At 40.6% G+C, this 18,848-nt stretch carries 24 protein-coding genes and 6 tRNA genes; 20 read left to right on the forward strand and 10 right to left on the reverse strand.

All coding sequences use genetic code 11. From position 1 onward, the window contains the following. Nucleotides 1-193 precede the first annotated feature (193 nt). The 3 genes from HZL42_RS01595 to HZL42_RS01605 all read left to right on the forward strand — a co-directional run bounded on the left by HZL42_RS01595 (nucleotide 194) and on the right by HZL42_RS01605 (nucleotide 1,272). Nucleotides 194-604 carry a YbgA family protein gene (locus tag HZL42_RS01595; protein WP_219053971.1) on the forward strand — a complete coding sequence of 137 codons (411 nt, stop codon included), beginning with the start codon at nucleotides 194-196 and terminating at the stop codon, nucleotides 602-604. Beyond that, nucleotides 573-938, forward strand: a complete 366-nt coding sequence (locus tag HZL42_RS01600) for a TIGR02328 family protein (RefSeq protein ID WP_219053972.1) — start codon at nucleotides 573-575, stop codon at nucleotides 936-938. Before HZL42_RS01595 ends, HZL42_RS01600 begins: the two co-directional genes overlap by 32 nt. 82 nt (nucleotides 939-1,020) lie before the next feature. Beyond that, nucleotides 1,021-1,272 carry a hypothetical protein gene (locus HZL42_RS01605; RefSeq protein ID WP_219053973.1) on the forward strand — a complete coding sequence of 84 codons (252 nt, stop codon included), beginning with the start codon at nucleotides 1,021-1,023 and terminating at the stop codon, nucleotides 1,270-1,272. 52 nt (nucleotides 1,273-1,324) lie between these two features. Here HZL42_RS01605 and HZL42_RS01610 read toward each other — a convergent pair. The 7 genes from HZL42_RS01610 to HZL42_RS08940 all read right to left on the reverse strand — a co-directional run bounded on the left by HZL42_RS01610 (nucleotide 1,325) and on the right by HZL42_RS08940 (nucleotide 2,235). Continuing rightward, nucleotides 1,325-1,396 (reverse strand) — tRNA-Asn (locus HZL42_RS01610). Nucleotides 1,397-1,442: 46 nt separating this feature from the next. Then, nucleotides 1,443-1,514 (reverse strand) — tRNA-Asn (locus HZL42_RS01615). Nucleotides 1,515-1,558: 44 nt separating this feature from the next. After that, nucleotides 1,559-1,630 (reverse strand) — tRNA-Asn (locus HZL42_RS01620). A gap of 44 nt (nucleotides 1,631-1,674) precedes the next feature. After that, nucleotides 1,675-1,746, reverse strand: a tRNA-Asn gene (locus HZL42_RS01625). A gap of 45 nt (nucleotides 1,747-1,791) precedes the next feature. Then, nucleotides 1,792-1,863: transfer RNA gene (locus HZL42_RS01630), tRNA-Asn, on the reverse strand. Nucleotides 1,864-1,908: 45 nt separating this feature from the next. Next, nucleotides 1,909-1,980, reverse strand: a tRNA-Asn gene (locus tag HZL42_RS01635). Nucleotides 1,981-2,106: 126 nt separating this feature from the next. Then, nucleotides 2,107-2,235 (reverse strand): hypothetical protein, encoded by a 129-nt coding sequence (locus HZL42_RS08940; protein ID WP_255552523.1) that lies wholly within the window; start codon nucleotides 2,233-2,235, stop codon nucleotides 2,107-2,109. A gap of 270 nt (nucleotides 2,236-2,505) precedes the next feature. Here HZL42_RS08940 and HZL42_RS01640 point away from each other — a divergent pair, with 270 nt between their 5' ends. Beyond that, on the forward strand, nucleotides 2,506-3,612 hold the full coding sequence (locus HZL42_RS01640) for a C40 family peptidase (protein WP_219053974.1): 1,107 nt from the start codon (nucleotides 2,506-2,508) through the stop codon (nucleotides 3,610-3,612). 130 nt (nucleotides 3,613-3,742) lie between these two features. Next, nucleotides 3,743-4,453 carry an acetolactate decarboxylase gene (budA, locus tag HZL42_RS01645; RefSeq protein ID WP_219053975.1) on the forward strand — a complete coding sequence of 237 codons (711 nt, stop codon included), beginning with the start codon at nucleotides 3,743-3,745 and terminating at the stop codon, nucleotides 4,451-4,453. 44 nt (nucleotides 4,454-4,497) lie between these two features. Here the strand turns inward: budA and HZL42_RS01650 are convergent, their stop codons facing one another. Continuing rightward, nucleotides 4,498-5,478, reverse strand: coding sequence for a hypothetical protein (locus tag HZL42_RS01650; protein WP_219053976.1), 981 nt, complete (start codon nucleotides 5,476-5,478; stop codon nucleotides 4,498-4,500). Nucleotides 5,479-5,648: 170 nt separating this feature from the next. Between HZL42_RS01650 and HZL42_RS01655 the strand changes: the two genes are divergently transcribed. Continuing rightward, the gene (locus HZL42_RS01655; protein ID WP_255552524.1) at nucleotides 5,649-6,302 is read left to right on the forward strand and encodes a YdhK family protein; all 654 of its coding nucleotides are present in this window, start codon (nucleotides 5,649-5,651) and stop codon (nucleotides 6,300-6,302) included. A gap of 104 nt (nucleotides 6,303-6,406) precedes the next feature. Further along, nucleotides 6,407-7,096, forward strand: a complete 690-nt coding sequence (locus HZL42_RS01660) for a class I SAM-dependent methyltransferase (RefSeq protein ID WP_219053977.1) — start codon at nucleotides 6,407-6,409, stop codon at nucleotides 7,094-7,096. A gap of 119 nt (nucleotides 7,097-7,215) precedes the next feature. Here HZL42_RS01660 and HZL42_RS01665 read toward each other — a convergent pair whose 3' ends face one another. Then, nucleotides 7,216-7,662, reverse strand: a complete 447-nt coding sequence (locus tag HZL42_RS01665; RefSeq protein WP_219053978.1) for a hypothetical protein — start codon at nucleotides 7,660-7,662, stop codon at nucleotides 7,216-7,218. Between the two features lie 106 nt (nucleotides 7,663-7,768). Further along, a complete protein-coding gene (locus HZL42_RS01670) occupies nucleotides 7,769-8,500 on the reverse strand; it encodes a gamma-glutamyl-gamma-aminobutyrate hydrolase family protein (RefSeq protein ID WP_219053979.1) in 732 nt (243 codons plus the stop codon). A 125-nt stretch (nucleotides 8,501-8,625) separates the two neighbouring features. Between HZL42_RS01670 and HZL42_RS01675 the strand changes: the two genes are divergently transcribed. The 13 genes from HZL42_RS01675 (at nucleotide 8,626) to HZL42_RS01735 (ending at nucleotide 18,794) form a co-directional block, all read left to right on the forward strand. Next, nucleotides 8,626-10,182 (forward strand): glycosyltransferase family 39 protein, encoded by a 1,557-nt coding sequence (locus HZL42_RS01675; protein ID WP_219053980.1) that lies wholly within the window; start codon nucleotides 8,626-8,628, stop codon nucleotides 10,180-10,182. Nucleotides 10,183-10,475: 293 nt separating this feature from the next. After that, nucleotides 10,476-10,883, forward strand: a complete 408-nt coding sequence (locus tag HZL42_RS01680; RefSeq protein ID WP_219053981.1) for a MerR family transcriptional regulator — start codon at nucleotides 10,476-10,478, stop codon at nucleotides 10,881-10,883. 14 nt (nucleotides 10,884-10,897) lie between these two features. Next, nucleotides 10,898-11,335, forward strand: a complete 438-nt coding sequence (locus HZL42_RS01685; protein WP_219053982.1) for a cupin domain-containing protein — start codon at nucleotides 10,898-10,900, stop codon at nucleotides 11,333-11,335. Further along, on the forward strand, nucleotides 11,332-11,658 hold the full coding sequence (locus HZL42_RS01690) for a carboxymuconolactone decarboxylase family protein (RefSeq protein ID WP_219282827.1): 327 nt from the start codon (nucleotides 11,332-11,334) through the stop codon (nucleotides 11,656-11,658). Before HZL42_RS01685 ends, HZL42_RS01690 begins: the two co-directional genes overlap by 4 nt. Nucleotides 11,659-11,833: 175 nt before the next feature. Beyond that, the gene (locus HZL42_RS01695; RefSeq protein ID WP_219053983.1) at nucleotides 11,834-12,724 is read left to right on the forward strand and encodes an ABC transporter ATP-binding protein; all 891 of its coding nucleotides are present in this window, start codon (nucleotides 11,834-11,836) and stop codon (nucleotides 12,722-12,724) included. Continuing rightward, nucleotides 12,724-13,599: an ABC transporter permease gene (locus HZL42_RS01700; RefSeq protein WP_219053984.1), complete on the forward strand. Its 876-nt coding sequence runs from the start codon at nucleotides 12,724-12,726 to the stop codon at nucleotides 13,597-13,599. The genes HZL42_RS01695 and HZL42_RS01700 overlap by 1 nt, the downstream gene beginning before the upstream one ends. Then, nucleotides 13,589-14,044, forward strand: coding sequence for a LytTR family DNA-binding domain-containing protein (locus tag HZL42_RS01705; protein ID WP_219053985.1), 456 nt, complete (start codon nucleotides 13,589-13,591; stop codon nucleotides 14,042-14,044). Before HZL42_RS01700 ends, HZL42_RS01705 begins: the two co-directional genes overlap by 11 nt. Continuing rightward, the gene (locus HZL42_RS01710; RefSeq protein WP_219053986.1) at nucleotides 14,041-14,442 is read left to right on the forward strand and encodes a DUF3021 domain-containing protein; all 402 of its coding nucleotides are present in this window, start codon (nucleotides 14,041-14,043) and stop codon (nucleotides 14,440-14,442) included. Before HZL42_RS01705 ends, HZL42_RS01710 begins: the two co-directional genes overlap by 4 nt. A gap of 127 nt (nucleotides 14,443-14,569) precedes the next feature. Next, the gene (locus HZL42_RS01715) at nucleotides 14,570-15,127 is read left to right on the forward strand and encodes an ECF-type riboflavin transporter substrate-binding protein (protein WP_219053987.1); all 558 of its coding nucleotides are present in this window, start codon (nucleotides 14,570-14,572) and stop codon (nucleotides 15,125-15,127) included. Nucleotides 15,128-15,129: 2 nt separating this feature from the next. Next, nucleotides 15,130-16,836 (forward strand): ABC transporter ATP-binding protein, encoded by a 1,707-nt coding sequence (locus HZL42_RS01720; RefSeq protein ID WP_219053988.1) that lies wholly within the window; start codon nucleotides 15,130-15,132, stop codon nucleotides 16,834-16,836. Further along, nucleotides 16,829-17,656, forward strand: a complete 828-nt coding sequence (locus HZL42_RS01725) for an energy-coupling factor transporter transmembrane protein EcfT (protein WP_219053989.1) — start codon at nucleotides 16,829-16,831, stop codon at nucleotides 17,654-17,656. Before HZL42_RS01720 ends, HZL42_RS01725 begins: the two co-directional genes overlap by 8 nt. A gap of 188 nt (nucleotides 17,657-17,844) precedes the next feature. Beyond that, nucleotides 17,845-18,552 (forward strand): CPBP family intramembrane glutamic endopeptidase, encoded by a 708-nt coding sequence (locus HZL42_RS01730; protein ID WP_219053990.1) that lies wholly within the window; start codon nucleotides 17,845-17,847, stop codon nucleotides 18,550-18,552. Between the two features lie 11 nt (nucleotides 18,553-18,563). Next, complete coding sequence (locus HZL42_RS01735; RefSeq protein ID WP_219053991.1) at nucleotides 18,564-18,794, forward strand: PspC domain-containing protein; 231 nt, start codon at nucleotides 18,564-18,566, stop codon at nucleotides 18,792-18,794. The last annotated feature ends 54 nt before the right edge of the window (nucleotides 18,795-18,848 follow it).

Here is an 18,848-nt window from a genome sequence, read left to right on the forward strand (position 1 = left end):
TTATATTAATATGAATTCTACCATTAAATAATAAAAAAGGGCGAATTTAGTTTGACATTTTAATAAAATCAGTTATGATAGAGATAGTAACAAACGAATCGATAATATCGGCTAAGGGTTATAACAGGTAAACGGTGTTAAGTCACTATTACCTGTTATTTTTTTACCGATTTAAATTGAAAGGGTGTTTCACATGAAACAATGGCAAAGTGAATGGGCCCATAATAAATACTGGGTAATGGCTCGTTCGCAGCATGCCTATAATCGCATCCGCGAGTTAGCCCGCAATAATGAGTGGACGGATGAAAGTCAGGCTGAGTATCAGCAGCTATTAGCGTCCTTAGTTGACCAACAGCCCACTCGAGCAACGTTAACTACTGCTTATCAGCATATTTGGGGTTACTTTAAGCGGGTGGCTTCACAATCAGAACGGAAACAGTATCTGCAGTTACTTGAGCAGCTGACTCCGACTAATGATTTGTTAGGCCCCTTTTTAGTAACCATGACTGATAAGTATCAGGATCCGTATCTACTATCATCAAGAATTATTCAAGAATTAAGGAGTTATCCCAATGAGACTATGGCATCAAAATCTAATTCATAAGTTACCTCGTCAACAGCTACTTGGCCAGCACCGTGAACTCTGTGCACTTCGCGGAAATGGCTGGGGGAAGAAGCACGCTACTGTGGACTACGTTTTTAATTATTCTCCATATAAGTTATTCCAGTTTCATGAATTGGTAATGAAGGAAATGCTTTCCCGTGATTATTATCCGGACAAACGATGGTTTGATCCTAATTATCGGGGGAGTAATTGTGATCCATATGTAGATTTAAAAGCAATTCCGTTAACTAAGCCTATTTATCCAGAACATGATAATAACTACCTGACTGAATGTTTGGAAAATCTTTGGGATAAGGGAATCAAATTCTTCTAAAATAGTTTGTGTGCTAATTAATTGATAAATCTTCATATCTATTTATAATGTAACAAGGATAGTTATGAAAGGGGATTTTATAATGGATCAATTAAGACAAGCAGAAGTATTAACTTCATTACGGAGAACTCGTTCACACATCATTAACGCCTTAGATGGAACGAATGAAAAAAGTAATGTAATTAAGGATATTGACCGTTTCGTTAATTTCCTTAATGAAACCCCATTGGATCAGATTACAGAAAAGGACGTTGATTACAACTACTCAATCATTAAGGCTGAAATCAACTGCTCTTTAAACTGTTTTACCCATGCTTTGAACGCAATTAAATAAACAATCGCAAACAAAAATCCCATGCCTGAGATCAATAGCATGGGATTTTTTACTGCCCCGGTTGGACTCGAACCAACAACCTACGCATTAACAGTGCGGTATTCTACCATTGAACTACGGGGCAAAAAGAAAGATATTAAATTAATTGCCTTCCCAGGTGGGAAGGGCGACTGCCCCGGTTGGACTCGAACCAACAACCTACGCATTAACAGTGCGGTATTCTACCATTGAACTACGGGGCAAAAAGAAATATTAAATTAATTGCCTTCCCAGGTGGGAAGGGCGACTGCCCCGGTTGGACTCGAACCAACAACCTACGCATTAACAGTGCGGTATTCTACCATTGAACTACGGGGCAAAAAGAGGTATTAAATTAATTGCCTTCCCAGGTGGGAAGGGCGACTGCCCCGGTTGGACTCGAACCAACAACCTACGCATTAACAGTGCGGTATTCTACCATTGAACTACGGGGCAAAAAGAGGTATTAAATTAATTGCCTTCCCAGGTGGGGAAGAGCGACTGCCCCGGTTGGACTCGAACCAACAACCTACGCATTAACAGTGCGGTATTCTACCATTGAACTACGGGGCAAAAAGAAATATTAAATTAATTGCCTTCCCAGGTGGGGAAGAGCGACTGCCCCGGTTGGACTCGAACCAACAACCTACGCATTAACAGTGCGGTATTCTACCATTGAACTACGGGGCAATAAATTTGATATAAAGAAAAGGACTCGCATTCTTTAAGTAAGCTGAAATGCGGGTCCTTTTGGTATTACAGAATTTAAAAGGGTATCCACACTTTCGATTACTTGAGTATGGATACAAGTTATTTTTAGGCGGCTACCACGCTAAAGAAATACCCATACGAATTACAATTATTATTTCGATTATTATTATTGTAATTTGAATTGGTATTATTATTTGATGATGAAAATGCTGACATCATATTTGCCTTTAACATGGTTACGCCTCCTTATCTCGTTTAATTTATGTTTATATAATAATATGGTTAGAAATGAATGTCAAGGCTTATTTTAGTGTAATCATTTTTTCACTTACACTGATTGGAGCCGAATATTTCCAAGCTAGTTTTTTGGTTGATGATAATTAACGCTTTTAATTATAGATGTTACATTCTGATTACATTGTAAAATTAAGCTTTATTAGATTATATTGTGCATTATATAATATTTACATTATATGTTCGATAATTACAGGAGTGATCATTATTTTGAATTATAAACTTAAACGTGCGTTCTGCACGTTATCAATTACAACCCTAGCTTTGATGGGGGCGATGGCTGTGGATGGGACCCATGCGTTAGCTGATACCACCAGTGCCGCCAATAATTTACAGACTAGTGCTTCTCAAGCTAATAGTTCTGCAAGTAGTAGTTCTAGCGTAGCTACTAGCGGTTCGAGTAATTTTTCAACCGTTAATGAAAATTCACTTGCAAATAGTACGACCGCAAGTGCTACGACTCAAAAAGCCAGTTCTTCAGCTAATAGTAGTCAGCAAGATACTGCTACCAGTGCTACGACTCAAAAAGCGAGTGCAAACGTTACCTACTCTAAGTCGTATAAGCTAAGTGAAATTACTAGCCAAAATGTTCAAAAAACGACCTATAAGTCTAACGCGGTTAATAAAGCGAAAGAATACGTTAAAGAACAGGGTAGTATGAACGAAAAAATGAAGGTTACGAATGCTGCTGCTCCCGTTTATTCTGCACCAGCCAAAACTAACGGGGCTGAAAAGCTAGGAACCGCAAGTAGCCTTGGCCTAACTGATCAGTGGTTAACCGTTAATTACCGTAAATACACTAATAAAAAAGAAGGTTATTTCCGTGTAACCAAGGATGGAACTAATTACTATATTGATGGTAAATACATGGAATTTAACCTTAGTGGCTTAAGCAGTGGGAATGCTAAAATTGAAAAAGCAATTAAAGCTGGCGAAGCACTAATTGGAAAGTCGCCATATTCATGGGGGGGCGGAAGAACTGCCGCTAGTATTGCTGCGCGGCGCTTCGACTGTTCATCATTTATTAGGTACATTTATGCCAAGGCTGGCGTTTACGTTGGTCCAGTTGGATCAACAACGACATATACATTGGCTAGCCAAGGCCGCTCGGTCAACTATAAGGCTATGAAACGTGGGGATATTTTCTTCTTTAACGATAAGAAGGAAGGGGCTTTTTGTCACGTTGGAATTTATCTAGGACGGGGATTATTCTTAAATGATTCTCCATCTACTGATACCCACGGAGTTGGTATTTCTAGTTTACAAGATCCACATTGGTCAAGACGATTCAATCACGTTGTGAGACGGATTGTTTAGGACTAAAAAACACCGCCATTGAGCGGTGTTTTTTATTGCTGATGGTTTAAATTTTTGTATCTTACTGTAATTTATGAAACAATAAAAGAACAGCCTTTGTTTATAGGCGTTTAAATTAGGAGGATTAAGAATGAAAGACACCAAAACTTTATTTCAACATGGGACGTTAGCCCTTCTAGTTCCTGGATTATTCGATGGAACCATTAAAATGGATGATTTTATGAAACATGGCGACACCGGGATTGGAACCGGTGAAGGCCTTGATGGTGAATTAATCGTTGTCGATGGGACGCCTTACCAAATTGATGGGTCTGGAAACGTTAATGAACTAGATAGTAGCTTTACGTTACCATTCGGAAACCTGCATTTCGCTGATTATAAGCCATTTAAGCAACTTTCTGACTTAGACTTTGCTAAATTCCCCGAGACCATTCTTAGTGCTGGGGGATTGGAAAACGTTTTCTTCTCAGTTAAACTTCATGGAACGTTCAAAACAATGAAGACCCGTTCTGTTTATAAGCAAAGTAAGCCATACCCAACGCTTGCCCAATGTGCAAGTAAGCAACACGTGTTTGATGGTGAAGATAAGAGTGGGACTGTAATCGCATACTACGCTCCGCAACTATTTAACGGGGCAGCAGTGGGTGGCTTCCACAGTCATTTCCTAGCTGACGACCATTCTCAAGGTGGTCACATTTTGGACTTTACTGGTTTTACTGGTGATGTTGAATTACAAGTTTTTGATAATTTAGATCAATCACTACCAACTAATAATGCTGAATTCAAAAACCATGACTTTTCGAAGGATGATATTGAAGCAGCGATTAAAGAATCTGAATAAACAAAAAAAGCGTTGATGGCGATGCCATCAGCGCTTTATTAATTTTATTGGTAATCATAAACCAATTGGTTACTAGAGTTGATTGAAGTTTGGTCCCAACTGCTAGTGCTAGAATTGTAAATGTAAATGTGGATAGTCTTAGGACTGGATGATGAAAGGCTATCAATAGTTACCCATCTAGTACCATTTTGAAGTTTAAATGATTTTGAAACAACGGCATCAGAAGAATCTGGTGAGTAAGTTGAAACGTATACTGGGTAAGAGGTGCTAGAACTAGATGAACTAGACTGGCTAGGGAATACGTTAATGTTAGTAAACTTGAATGTATCTGATTGTGGTACCGTTACCGTTTGACCACCTAGTTCAAGTTGGTAAGATGCTGATGATCCAGTAGTTACAACCTTAACTTGAGCCTTATCACCAGGGTTTAGCGTAGCTCCGTTTGCTGAATATGCTTTTGAGTCTGGTGAGAAGAAAGCAGTTCCGTAGTCAGTGCCTTGGTAATAGTCGGTATCTGCAGTCTTATAAGCACCCTTGACAGTAACAACTTTCTTATTGCTAGTTGTATTATTATTGTTACTACTATTATTCGTAGTGTTATCAGTAGTTGTTGGAACTAGCTTTAACCAGCTAGTGGAGTTAACTAGCTTAGAATTGGTAGTTACGTAGTAAGATACCTTATTTTTACTATTAATGGTGTATAGAATCCAAGCGCCATTATTCTTTCTAGCATAAATCTTGGTACCCTTCTTTAGTGTTTTGGTACTCTTTGACATAACAAGCGTGTTTTGCTTATTAACAGTCTTGATACTAGCTTTATTTACCTTAGTATCTTTAACAATTGAAACGTAGGCTTGGTTTTTCGTCCAGTAACTGGATGATGCCTTAGGGGTCTTCTTGGGTGTCTTAGTACTAGTAGTAGTCTTGGTAGTACTTGCTGCATTCGCGTTTACGCTTGATAATGCAGGGGTAACTCCTAGTGTTACAGTAGCGGCTAGTGCCACTAACATATTTTTGTAGTTCATATAAATACCTCCATTTTTTTGTGTTGCCTGTTCATTCTAACATGGATACTACCTCACGTCTAAGGGGGACTATTTTAAATTGTTTGTGTACAACCTATTTGCAAGTTCACGTTGATTGGTCTACAATGGTAAACATAAATTAAATTAATCATTTATGGGAGTGGGTTTCAATGAAAAATAATAAAATGATTCTTGGAATTGCTGCAGCTGCAGTTGCAGCTTTACTGGTGGTTCCAGTCGGAGTTAATGCAATGAGCAACGGAGCTAAGAAGACGACTTCTTCAATGTCGATGAGTTCCTCAATGTCAATGAATTCTTCATCTAAAATGAGCATGGATAGCTCTAGCAGTATGAGCAACATGAGTAGCATGGATATGGGCGGAATGATGATGAAGACCAATGGTGGCAAGGCTCCTAAGGGACTTATGATGGCTAAGAATGCCAAGTACATGAAGGGCACTAAGGTAAAAATTCTAGCAAATCACATGTCAGGAATGAAGGGTGCAATTGCTACGGTTGTGGGGGCATACAATACTGATCTTTACACTATTGATTACACTCCTACCAATGGTGGGAAGGAAGTTAAGAATCACAAGTACGTGGTCTCTAAAGAGATTAAGGCTTCTAAAAAGGGCCAACTTAAGGTTGGTTCAAAAATTACCGTTGAAGCCGATCACATGACCGGCATGAAGGGTGCTAAGGGTAAAATTGTTTCAATTAAAAAGGGTCCTGCTTACATGGTAACCTTTAAAGCTACCAATAGTAGTACCGTGTATAAGAACCACAAATGGCTTGCTCAATCAGATTTAGCCAGTGTTAAATAATTTAATATTTAATTTAAAAGCCACTTTTACAGTGGCTTTTTTGGTGCAATTGTAAATAATTTGGTATGATAAGTTTATAAAATTATAAACGAGAGTGATTAAGAATGATAACGAATTTATTGAGGTACGGGGTAGATGACCAGTATTGGTTCTACATCGGAATTGTTTCTGCAGTGGTGATAGCAGCTGTTGACTTTAAGCACCTCTGGTGGCTTTCTGGATTATTTTTATTAATTACCATTCTAACGGTATTTAAAACGATTCGAAAGTTTCAAATTATTAACAGTTTATTAACTGATCAGGCGTTATTACAAGTTCGACGCGGATTAGATTTGAGTGTTGGAACTGGTTATTCAACCGTTAGACTTGCTAGGGCAGCATTGAATGGCCAGATTACTGGAATTGAAGATCAATACCAGACAAGTGGGAACCACGCTAGAAATAACGTTTATAAGCGTGGGGTCGGTAGTCGGGTCAATGTTATGCGTGGTGACATCAGAAGCCTTCCATTCCCAAATGACAGCTTTGATGTGATTACTGGGAGTTATTCTAAACAAACTGAACTAACGGTTAATAGTCATAAAAAAAGACAAGCGATTTGTAATGAAGTTGCACGCTTGATTAGCAAGGACGGGAATGGCAGTATTTTAATGGTTAATACTAAACGTCAAATCCATAAGTATGCAGTGGAATTCAGTAAAAAAACAGGATTTCAGGTGTACATTGCTGATCCCGAACTTAAATTTAAATTTGGCTACGTGGCTTTAAAAGTAGATGTGAGTGCAATTAAATAATAAAAAAGGTGATTTTCCTTGGGGGAGGGAAATCACCTTTTTTATTTATCTAAACGAACATATGTTTGTCTTTCTGATATTATCATACTATTAATATTCGAATTAGTCAATATTGACGGTTATCTTTTTAAGTGGTTGGGTTCATAAAAAATTAGAATTGCAATAGCATATGAAATCACAATGGTGAAAAAGCCAAGGCCAATTAATGAACCAATTTGAAAGTCTAGGTTCTGAGTGCTGACATCGTATAACAGGATATCAGTTAATAACTTAATGATTAGGTTAATAATACAAGTAATGATCCATGTAAAGATAAATGTTCCGGATACCCGTTCCCCGGCCTTAGTTAGGTATTGTCTGTGGGTAGTTGCAAAGGTAGCCAGTAGAACAGATAGAATTACTGATATTATCGGCAGCCGCATTCCACCTACATGGAGAAACTCCATGTAACTAGGAATAATCCATATTGCAATTAGATAATATCCAATTTGGAGGGCCTTAATTCTTTTAATGTGTTTATTTTGGTATGTTTCGACATCTTTATCGGGTTGAATAATGGGTAACACTCCTTATATATTACAAGAGCAAATTATACAAGAAAGTGTATATTATATCAATGAATCATTGACCAATATTGGGAAACCGGACAGTTAGTCATGAATTGCTTCAAAATTAACGACTCATTTTACGGGCGCGTTCGAAAAAGTCCACAAACAATTGATTTTCTTCTGGCATGTGTTTCCAGATGTTTTCAGGATGCCACTGAACACATTGAATTGATGTATCGGCATTTTCTAAGCCCTCGATAACCCCATCCGGAGCAGTAGCGGTAACGTGTAACAATGGGGCAACTTTTTTAGCAGCTTGGTGATGAATGGAGTTCACTAATGGGTGCACGCCAACACTTTTGCCCATCGCACTATCTTTATCAACGGCAACATGATGGGTGGGCATGAATACCTTCGCCCGTTGGGTATGTTGAATCAACGGCTGTTCGGTCGCCTTGAACTGACTATTTAAGTCCTGATACAACGTTCCACCTAAGGCGACGTTTACTACCTGGAGCCCCCGACAAATTGCCAGGATCGGTTTATGCATCTTGACAGCATCTTTCACTAATTGAAGTTCAAAATAATCACGGGGCAGGTATGATATACCAGTATTAACGGTTGGCTCTTCATCATAAAAAATTGGTGCAACGTCTGGCCCCCCAGTAAAAATAACGCCATCCACCGCTTCCAGTAGTTCCGCAGCCATTTCTGGCTTAGCAACTGGAAATACAATCGGGGTAATCCCGTTATGTATCAAGGCGTTCACCAACGTCCGTTGCGCAATGTGTGCTCTGGTCATTCTAAAAGTGTCGCTTTGCCCCATATTAACATCTGCTGTAATTCCGATTCTCATTTTAATAATCCCCTTCAATGTATGTATTCTCAATTAATTATAAGACCATCTCCATTAAAGTAAAGACAATCCAGCTTCTTTTAGATTATAATAGAATTGATATTAAAATTTGGAGCGCTATACTAATGAAACAACAAAAAAGACGGCTACACTGGCCAACAATCATTGGAACGCTGTTGTTAAGCTTTCTAGTGATGTTATTCCTTTCTACTTCTTCACCGTTATACGCGGTGAATCCTTCCCCAGATGCGAACATTATGATGACCGTGGGAAAGGGTTTCTTGCACGGCTTGATGCCGTATCAAAATTTATTTGATAACCGGGGTCCACTGATTTACCTGCTATACTCACTAGCAGCGTTGGTGAGCTACCATTCGTTTATCTTGATCTATATTTTAGAATCGCTGCTGCTGTTTTTTGACTTAACCATTAGTTACTTTATCCTGAGGCTATTCATGCGCAGGCGGTTAGCTTATCCACTGGCATTATTCATCATTCCACTAATGTTTAATGAGTATTTCTTTCAACATGGAGACACGCCGGAAAGCATCGTCATTCCATTCTTACTGCTGATGATTTACCAGTTGATTAAACACCAGGATTTGCACTTCTCGTGGTGGACCCTGCTGTTTCAGGGGATTTTCGTGGGAATTGCATTTTGGATTAAGTACACCTTCCTCTTCCCCTGGTTTGGAATTGGACTCGGATTAAGCATCATCTACCTATTCCAAAAACGCTTTAGGGACTTGTTTAAGTTAGTGGGTTGGGGCCTGCTTGGGTTTGTTTTAGTTACGGCCCCTACGTTAATGCTCTACCATGCCCACCATAGTCTCGCAGTGATGTTGAAGGTCTACTTCTGGTTTAACGTTAAGTACTACCAACACAGTAATTTTGACTTAACCCAGTTGATCAAACTTCCGCAAACGGATATTGTTGCGCTGTGGGTTGAAATTATGATTGTTGTGACGCTAGCTTCAATTATGCTAGTCCCCCGGATTAAATGGTCCGTGAAGGTTATTTTAATGGTGAGTCTGATTTTAGAGGCGCTATCCATTATTACCGTGAAGGTTACTGCGACCTATTATTACACTTTGATATCAGTATTTGGCATTTTCATTTTGGCTCTGGTGGGTTTTATCCTCCAAACCGGGCTGCCCAAGTTAGCAGTCGAAAACCCATTTTTAATCTGCTTATTAGTCGTAATTTCACTTTGGGGCATCGTTGCTACGAATCAGAATTATCGCTACTCTAGCTTTTTTCCACATAACGAAATTTATAGCGTGAGTCATCGTGAAACCGAGCCATACCAAACCCGGTTTGCACGGATAATCAACCGAAGTAACGACCGTTCGCTACTGGCGTACCGGACGATTGACGTTAGCTTGTACACCGTGCTGGGAACGTTGCCTAACAATAAGTACTTCGTTCAAAATAACTTAACCTATCCGCCGATGAAGAAATCCCAGGCAAAGCAATTAAAATCATTAAAGAACAAATTTGTTTTAACGATTTCGTTGCCCCCTGATCAACCTGGGATTGCAACACGCCGGTCGTTAAAGAAACTGCAGAATAAGACGCTCAAACGCCACTACCACCTAGTGGATACAGCAACCGTATTAAAGTATACTTCGTCCGTTCAACAGTACCGCTTAAAGTACTACCTCTACGAACGAAACGATTAATTAACAGCCCCCTTCATATGAAGAGGGCTGTTTTGTTGCGCGCCATTTCAAAATGATAAATGCAAATGGTTTGACCTCTAGTTAACTATAAGGAATACAGTATTGTTATTAAGTAATTGCTGATTACATTATGAAATTATTTAACGATCAAGATCTTGATAATCGGGCTAGTGTTGGGATCAATCAACCGGGAAGCGAAGGCATGTTACCCTAAAAGTTGAATTATTCCTTGACTTAAAGTTAACTCTAAGGAGTAAATTATAGTTAATCAATTGATTAAAGGAAGTTCATCGATGCAAAAATACTCAATTGGCGAATTCGCTAGCTTGGTGGGGTTAACCACCTATACTCTGAGATACTACGAAAAAGAGGGTTTGATTATTCCGAGCCGGGATGGAAATGACCGGCGCTACTATACCGATCAAGATATTAAGTGGATTGGCTTTTTACTGCACCTTAAGGGAACTGGGATGTCAATGGAAGAGATTAAGCACTACGTTCAACTCCGGGCGCAAGGCGATGGTACGATTGCCCAACGCCGGAAACTTTTGGCAACGGTAAAGGAACGGAGTCTGGCTCAAATCCGTGAAATGCAGGCCAATTTAACTGTTTTATCCCATAAGATTGATTGGTATGACGGCAAGCTCAATCATACGGTCTCAGAAGATTTTGAACACTACTTACAACGCTTTAATAATTAGGGAGATGTTTAATGATGGCAAAAAATGAAGATGTTAAACAAAACGGTGGCCTATTTGGATTAGGGGCCAAGAACGATGCATACGCAAAGTACTTTACTGGTCAAAGCTATTTGAACGGATTGGTTAGTCCTGAAAAGGAAGTCAACGTTGGAGTTGGAAATGTTACCTTTGAACCAGGTTGTCGAAACAACTGGCACATCCATCATGATGGTTACCAAATCTTGTTAGTGACCGGTGGCGAAGGATTATATCAAGAAGCTGGCAAGCCCGCCCAACTTTTGCACCCAGGTGACGTGGTCGTAACCCATGATGGGGTAAAACACTGGCACGGTGCAACTCCTGATAGTTGGTTTGCCCACGTGGCAATTACCACTGGAACTCCTGAATGGCTCGAACCCGTTTCAGATGAAGAATTCGCAACTGCATTTAAGCAGGGAAAGGAGAATGCATAATGGCTAAACAAACCGCTGGACACGATAATTTAGGGGACTTTGCGCCTAAGTTTGCTGAACTGAACGATGATGTTTTATTCGGGGAAGTCTGGTCGCGGACCGATAAGCTATCCGCCCATGACCGGAGCATGATTACCATTTCCGCGTTGATTTCTGGTGGCAACTTCGCCCAGTTAAAGGCGCACATGACGATTGGAAAGCAAAACGGAATTACCCAATCTGAAATTTATGAAATGATTACCCACCTCTCCTTTTACGTTGGTTGGCCAAAAGCATGGTCAGCATTTGGAATTGCGAAGGAAGTATATGGGGCAACGAAATAATTGAATATTAATCGAATGAAAGTGGAGACAGAAGCCGAATTTGGCAGTCGCCGCTTTTTTATTTGCCCCTTGGAACCACTTATTTGCTAATTTGAACCACTTATTATGAATGCCCCCTTAAATACTGATTTAAAAGCTATAATAACCACAATAAATCGAAATGAGGGATTGCACAATGGCACTATTACAAGTAAGTGATTTAACCCAGCGTTACGGCAGTAAAATTGCCGTTAACCACATTAACTTGACCATCGAAACTGGTCAATTAGTTGCATTTTTAGGTCCAAACGGAGCGGGGAAATCCACCACGATCAACATGCTGACTGGAATTACCAGGCCTAAGTCAGGGACGATTAGCATGGACGGGCTGAAGCCCAGTAACCACGAATACCGGCACCAAATTGGGGTTGTATTCCAGGATAGCGTTTTAGACCGCGACCTGACCGTTAAGCAAAACTTGATGTGGCGGGCGGGAATGTACAAAAACGTTGATTATGATTTTATTAACCGGCTAATGCAAGCGTTTGATATTACTTCGATTGCTAAGCAAAAGTACGGTTCGCTTTCGGGTGGGCAACGCCGGCGGGTTGATATCACACGCGCCTTGTTACATAAACCCCGGTTATTATTTTTAGATGAACCATCAACTGGATTGGATATTCAAACTCGAAATAAGATTTGGGCAGTTTTGAACCAACTCAGAGCTGAATACCAACTTACGATTATTTTAACCACCCACTACCTGGAAGAGGCTAATATTGCTGATTACGTCTACGTAATTGACCACGGGGAAATCATTGCTAATGCCACCGTGGATGACCTTAAGGCCAAGTACGCTAAGGACGTTTTAACAATTACGACTGGTGATGTTGCAAAGGTGAAGGCGCTGGTTAACAAGGATTGGCCGACGACCGCCGAAGCAAACAAGGTTAAAATAATGGTCCCAGATGTGAATGCGACGATTCAATTCTTGAATGCAGCGCAGCCGTTCATTCAAGAAATGGAGCTCAAACGGGGCGACATGAATGATATCTTTGTTGCTTTGACTGGAAAGGAGATTCGCTAATGATTAACTTAATTAAACGAAACCTATCAATTTATTTTGCCAACCGGAGCGTGGTGTTCTTCTCCGTCTTTGCAGCTTTAATCTCATTTGTATTGTACCTACTATTTTTGAAAAATAGCATGCAACAAGGTTGGCGAGCGGTTCCTGGTGCGGGCAAACTACTTGATCCGTGGTTGATTGGTGGGACGCTATCAGTAACCGGATTGACCTCAATTGGAGCGGCAATCAGTCAAATGGTGATTGACCGTGAACAACACCGCTTGAATGACCTTGAAATGACTGATTTATCAACGCTACAAATTCAAACTGGTTACCTAGTGGGCGCGGTTCTAATTGGGACCCTAAACCAAATCATTGCCTTTTTAATCATGAGCTTTTACTTTCAAATTGCGGATGGGGTTAGCATTGCCTGGGACCAAAGTGCCGCAATCTTAGGAATTGCTGTTTTCAGTAGTTTGGTTTGGACCGCCCTTAACCTTTTGATTTACTCGTTTATCAATAGACAACAATCAGTTTCGACCATCTCTTCAATCATTGGGACGGTTTCTGGTTTTATGGCTGGTGTGTACGTTCCAATCAGCACCATGCCTAGCGTTGCCCAAACGATTATGAAGTTTACACCCGCCCCTTACGTTTCAGCAGCGTTTCGGGACGTTGTAATGAAACAACAACTTCATGATTCATTCAAGCACCTCCCAACTTCTGAGCTAAAGAGCTTTAGATTAGCGCTTGGCATCGATTTGAAAGTTGGCAGTACTCAACTAACGATGACAGACATTTTTCTCGTTTTAGGTGGTTTCTTATTAATATTTATTGTATTGTTATTATTAGCAAACTATCTCAGAACGAAAGAAGTGGCGGGCCATGCACGTTGATTTTCATCAAGATGATCAATTATCACCAGATGAAATTAAATTATTAGTAAGCGCTAACCAGTTAACGCCTGACGTGGTTGCATTGATCAATCGGCTTGCCCAGCTAGAGACCCATTCGGCCTCGGTGCTACCATTATCGATTGACGACCGGGTCGAAATGGTGAATTTAAACGACATTGTTTCAATTGAAGTTTTCGGTAGCGATTTAACGATTGCAACTTTGAGCCATGACTACTCATTTCATGGTCAGTTGAAAAGGATTCTAGCCAAGATCAACGACGATCGATTTATCCAAATTGCCCGTGGAACCGCAATCAACATTGACCATTTAAATTCCCTAGAGGCAGGCTTTTCCGGTAACATGACTGCATTTTTAGACCATGAGATAAAATTGAACGTCAGTCGAAAGTACCTACCAGAGTTGAAAGCGAGGTTGCGAATGTGAAAAAAATAATCAAAGATTGCGTTCGATTTGGATTGATTGGGATGTGCATTGGTTCATTCGTTTTTTTACTGTCTATAACTGCTTACCGGCAATTCGTTATTACCCGGTCAGAGGTACTAAGTAATTTATTGATGAGTTTCTTGATTGGTGAAATCTCAATGATTTTTCGGTATAGCCACCGCCCATACCTAGTTAAATTAATTATTCATTACCTGGGCACCAGCTTTTTAGTGATTGTAACTGGATTGTACAACCACTGGATTGATAATTGGTTTTCGTACTTTATTATGGTTACGATTATTTATGCATTCATCGTAATCGTGCAATACAAAATCTATTCTCGCGATGCCAGTGATATTAACCGCCTGATTCAAAAGCGGAAGCAAAACCACCATTAATCCTAAATTGACTTTTAAATAGTAACTAGCTATCATTATATTAAAACTTTCTTAAAGACTTGATAGTTAGAGCGACCCGCTTCTTAAATCAAAGGAGCGGGTTTTTCTAATTGCGATGGGGGATAAAATGAATAGAAAACACTTAAGCATTCGAACGGTGGTTGCGATTGGAATCGGAACTGCGATTGTCTTTTTATTGAAGCGGTGGGTCTCAATTCCAAGTGGAGTCCCTAACACCAATATTGATACATCATACGGCTTTTTAGGGTTTGCTGCGGTCCTTTTTGGGCCGATTGCTGGACTATTCATGGGCTTTTTAGGCCATGCACTGACCGACTTCACAATGTACGGAATGCCATGGTGGAGCTGGGTCATTTCGACCGGATTTGTGGGCCTCGGAATGGGGGTCCTACATAACCACCTTGGAATTGAAGACGGCATGTTCACCACCAAAAAGATGGTACTTTATAACGTCTGGCAAGTCTTGATCAACCTGATTGCGTGGTCGTTGATTGCGCCGATGGGTGATATTTTAATTTACGCTGAACCAGCTAATAAGGTGTTCTTACAGGGATTTGTTTCCACCATCACCAATAGTTTATCCACCGGGGTAATTGGAACAATCCTGCTTGCTTCATATGCTGCAACCAAGCTTAAAAAGGGCAGCTTACGAAAGGAGGATTAACGATGAGTGAACAATCTGGAATTAAGTTTGACCACGTTAGTTTCCAATACTATAGCCAAGCAGAGCCCACTCTAAGGGATATTAATCTGACGATTAACGCCGGCGAAAAGGTATTAATCGTGGGGCCTTCCGGCTCTGGTAAATCAACTTTAGGAAACTTAATTAACGGCATTATTCCACATAACTACCGGGGGGATTTAACCGGGACCGTTACCGTAGACGGAATCAACGTTGCTCAATCGAGTGTCTTCGACCTTTCACTTAAGGTCGGGACGGTGCTGCAAAATGCGAATGACCAGTTCGTGGGGCTAACGATGGCTGAAGACATGGCGTTCGGGATGGAAAACGATGATACGCCGGTTCCCGAAATGCATCAGCGGGTAAACCAATGGGCGGACTACCTAAATTTAAAGGACCATCTGACCCAAGCCCCCCAAAGTCTTTCCGGTGGCCAAAAGCAACGGGTTGCGATGGGTGACGTATTGATTGATGAGGGCGACATCATGCTCTTTGATGAACCATTAGCAGCGTTGGATCCGGCGACTGGTTACCAAACGATTAAGTTAATTGACCAACTGCACTCAGAATTTAAAATGACGGTTGTAATCATTGAACACCGTTTAGAAGAAGTGCTCACCCAGTCCGTGGACCGCTTAATTGTGTTGAACGATGGGCAAATCGTTGCCAACGATACCCCGGATGCAATTCTGAAAAGTGATGTAATGCAGAAATTGGGGCTTCGCGAACCACTGTACATTGAGGCTTTGAAGGCCGCCAACGTTGATTTAAACCAGGTAACGCATTTGGATGATGTGGAGCAACTCGCAGCACCGCACCTTGAACAGCAATTAGCAAAACTGGCTACTGGTGATCCAAAGCAGCCGCATGCTGCGAGCCAACCACTGTTGTCAATTCAAAATCTTAAGTTTGGATTTGCCGACCAACAGCCACTGTTTAAGGACTTAAACTTAACCATTAATCAGGGGGACCACTTGGCGCTGGTGGGCCAGAATGGAATTGGGAAGTCAACGCTTAGTAAGCTGATTACCGGATTTTTGACGCCCAATCGTGGTCAGATTAGTTTGAATGGGCAACCATTGATGAACGATTCGATTAAGGAGCGTGCTGACCACATCGGGTATGTAATGCAGGATCCCGATAAGATGATCAGTCAGGTCTTGGTGAAAGCTGAGGTAGGACTGGGCCTAAAACTGCGTGGGGTGAGTGATGCAGAAATTGAGTCCCGGGTAAACGCCATTTTAAAAATTTGTGGGCTGTATCCATACCGGAATTGGCCAATCGCAGCACTTAGCTTTGGACAGAAGAAACGGGTAACAATTGCAAGTATTCTTATTTTAGAACCTGCAGTTATTATCTTAGATGAACCCACCGCCGGACAGGATTTCCGGCATTACACTGAAATGATGCAGTTCTTGACCCAACTTAACCGGCAGGGAACCACTTTAATTACCATTACCCATGATATGCACTTAATGCTAGAGTATGCTAATCGAACGGTCGTACTCGGGAATCAAGGAATATTGGCAGATACGAATCCAGTGGCGGTCCTATCTGATACTGATCTTTGCCAACAGGCTGATCTAAGACCAACCAGCCTATATCAACTGGCGACCCGCTTTAATTTAAATCCGCAGACCTTTACGGATCTGGTAATCGAATCTGAATTAGGGGGTGCTAGCCATGAATAACAATCTGTTTGGTTATGACCATCAAAACACCTGGATCCACCGGTTAAGCGGAAGCAGTAAACTCTTTTTCTTCCTATTGGTTTCAATTATTGCAATGGTCAGTTATGACACCCGCTTTATCTGCTTGGTATTGGTGCTATCATTGGTCCTATTGCAGCAATCACACATTAAATGGGCCCAAATTCGCCTGGTGGTGAAGCTAATTGTTGCGTTCTCACTCCTGAACTTAGTGATGATTTATATCTTCTCACCAGAAAATGGGGTGGCTATTTACGGGACCAAGCACGTAATCTTTGGGAGTGGTTTTTATGCATTAACCCAAGAACAACTATTCTATGAGATTAACCTGGCACTGAAGTACTTTGTAACCGTGCCACTAGCGCTAATCTTCTTAATCACCACTAACCCGAGTGAATTTGCAGCTAGTTTAAACCGGCTGGGGGTTTCCTATCGAATCAGCTATTCGGTATCACTGGCGTTACGGTATATTCCGGACGTGCAAAACGACTACCAAGAAATCAGTCGGGCGCAACAAGCACGGGGATATGAAATTTCCAAGAAGGGCAAGTTGATGGCCCGACTAACGGGAGCAGTGCACATTATTATGCCGTTGATTTTCACTAGTATTGCTAAGATTGATACGATCAGTCAGGCGATGGAACTCCGCCGTTTCGGAAGAAATAAAAAGCGGAGTTGGTATATGCAACGCCCGATGACTAAAAACGATGACTTAGTCTGGGTTGCAACAATCGTAATCGTTATTATTGGCGGCTGGTTTTTCCACATTGATGGCAGTCGTTTCTTTAACCCGTTTAAATAGGATTGAACACAGTCACTCTGGTTGCGGGGTGGCTGTTAATTTTATTATGGCAATGATTGGTAGTGCTGCTTTGCTGCTAACCATTCTAAATTTATTTGATCCTAGCGGGTTACTAAAATATTGCGTCCGATAATGGGAACGACTATGATATTAATGGCAATTATAATAGTCATATAAGGAGTTTTTAGATGAAAAATAATTTAAGTTTTAAAACGCGATTTAAAAGTGGTTTGAAATATTTCAACCGGATTTTAAACATTGTTATTTTGGTAATTCTAATTGAATTTGTTCAACTTCCGGTTATTTTCCTGGCTAAGGCTCACCATCCAATACAACAAGGATTGTTGATTCTAATATATTTTGCTAGTTACGCGCTTTTGATTGGTGCGGCATGGCACTTTTATAAAAAGTACCATCCAAAGCCGCTGGGCAAACTGACCGGGAATGACATCGTAGTTGCCATTGGGGTATACGTGCTGTATTATTTCTTTAGCACGGCGATGGTAGGATTATCGACGGTTATTTTTCATCAGTCCCAATCCAGTAATAACGTTGCGATTCAGAGTTTATTATCATCAAACTCGTTGGTTCTATGTGTTATGATGGTTGGGATAATATTTCTATCACCAATTTTGGAAGAACTTGTTTTTCGTGGAATGATTGTTGATGGATTATTTCCAAACGCAAAACTAATTTGGCCAATGTTGGTAAGTGGGGCGGCGTTCGCCTCTGCACATGCTTTTAGTAACCCATTTTTATTTTTAGTTTACGGTGGAATGGGTGCTGGAATGGTGTTTATTTATCGTAAAACAGGGACGTTGAAGGCCAATATTTTCTTTCATATGTTAAACAACACATTAGCTTCAATTAGTATTATTATAGTTTTAATTAAATGAGGGGGTAAAAAATGAATAAGAAGTTATATCGATCCAATAATCGAATCTTTGCAGGGGTACTAGGAGGAATTGCTGATTACTTTGATTGGGATAAGACCTGGACTCGCTTGATCTACTCCGCTTTGACCATTTTTAGTTTTGGAATGCCCGGCTTAGTACTCTACATTATTGCAGCACTTATTATCCCAAACCAACCTGAGCGTAGGGATATTGATGCGGAAGAAATTGATTCAAATAAATAGTCTCTAAATCCTCAAAACCCCCATTAATGATACGTTAATGGGGGTTTTGTTTCA

Origin of the sequence: Lactobacillus sp. Sy-1, from assembly GCF_019303535.1 — a bacterium.
GTDB lineage: Bacteria > Bacillota > Bacilli > Lactobacillales > Lactobacillaceae > Nicoliella.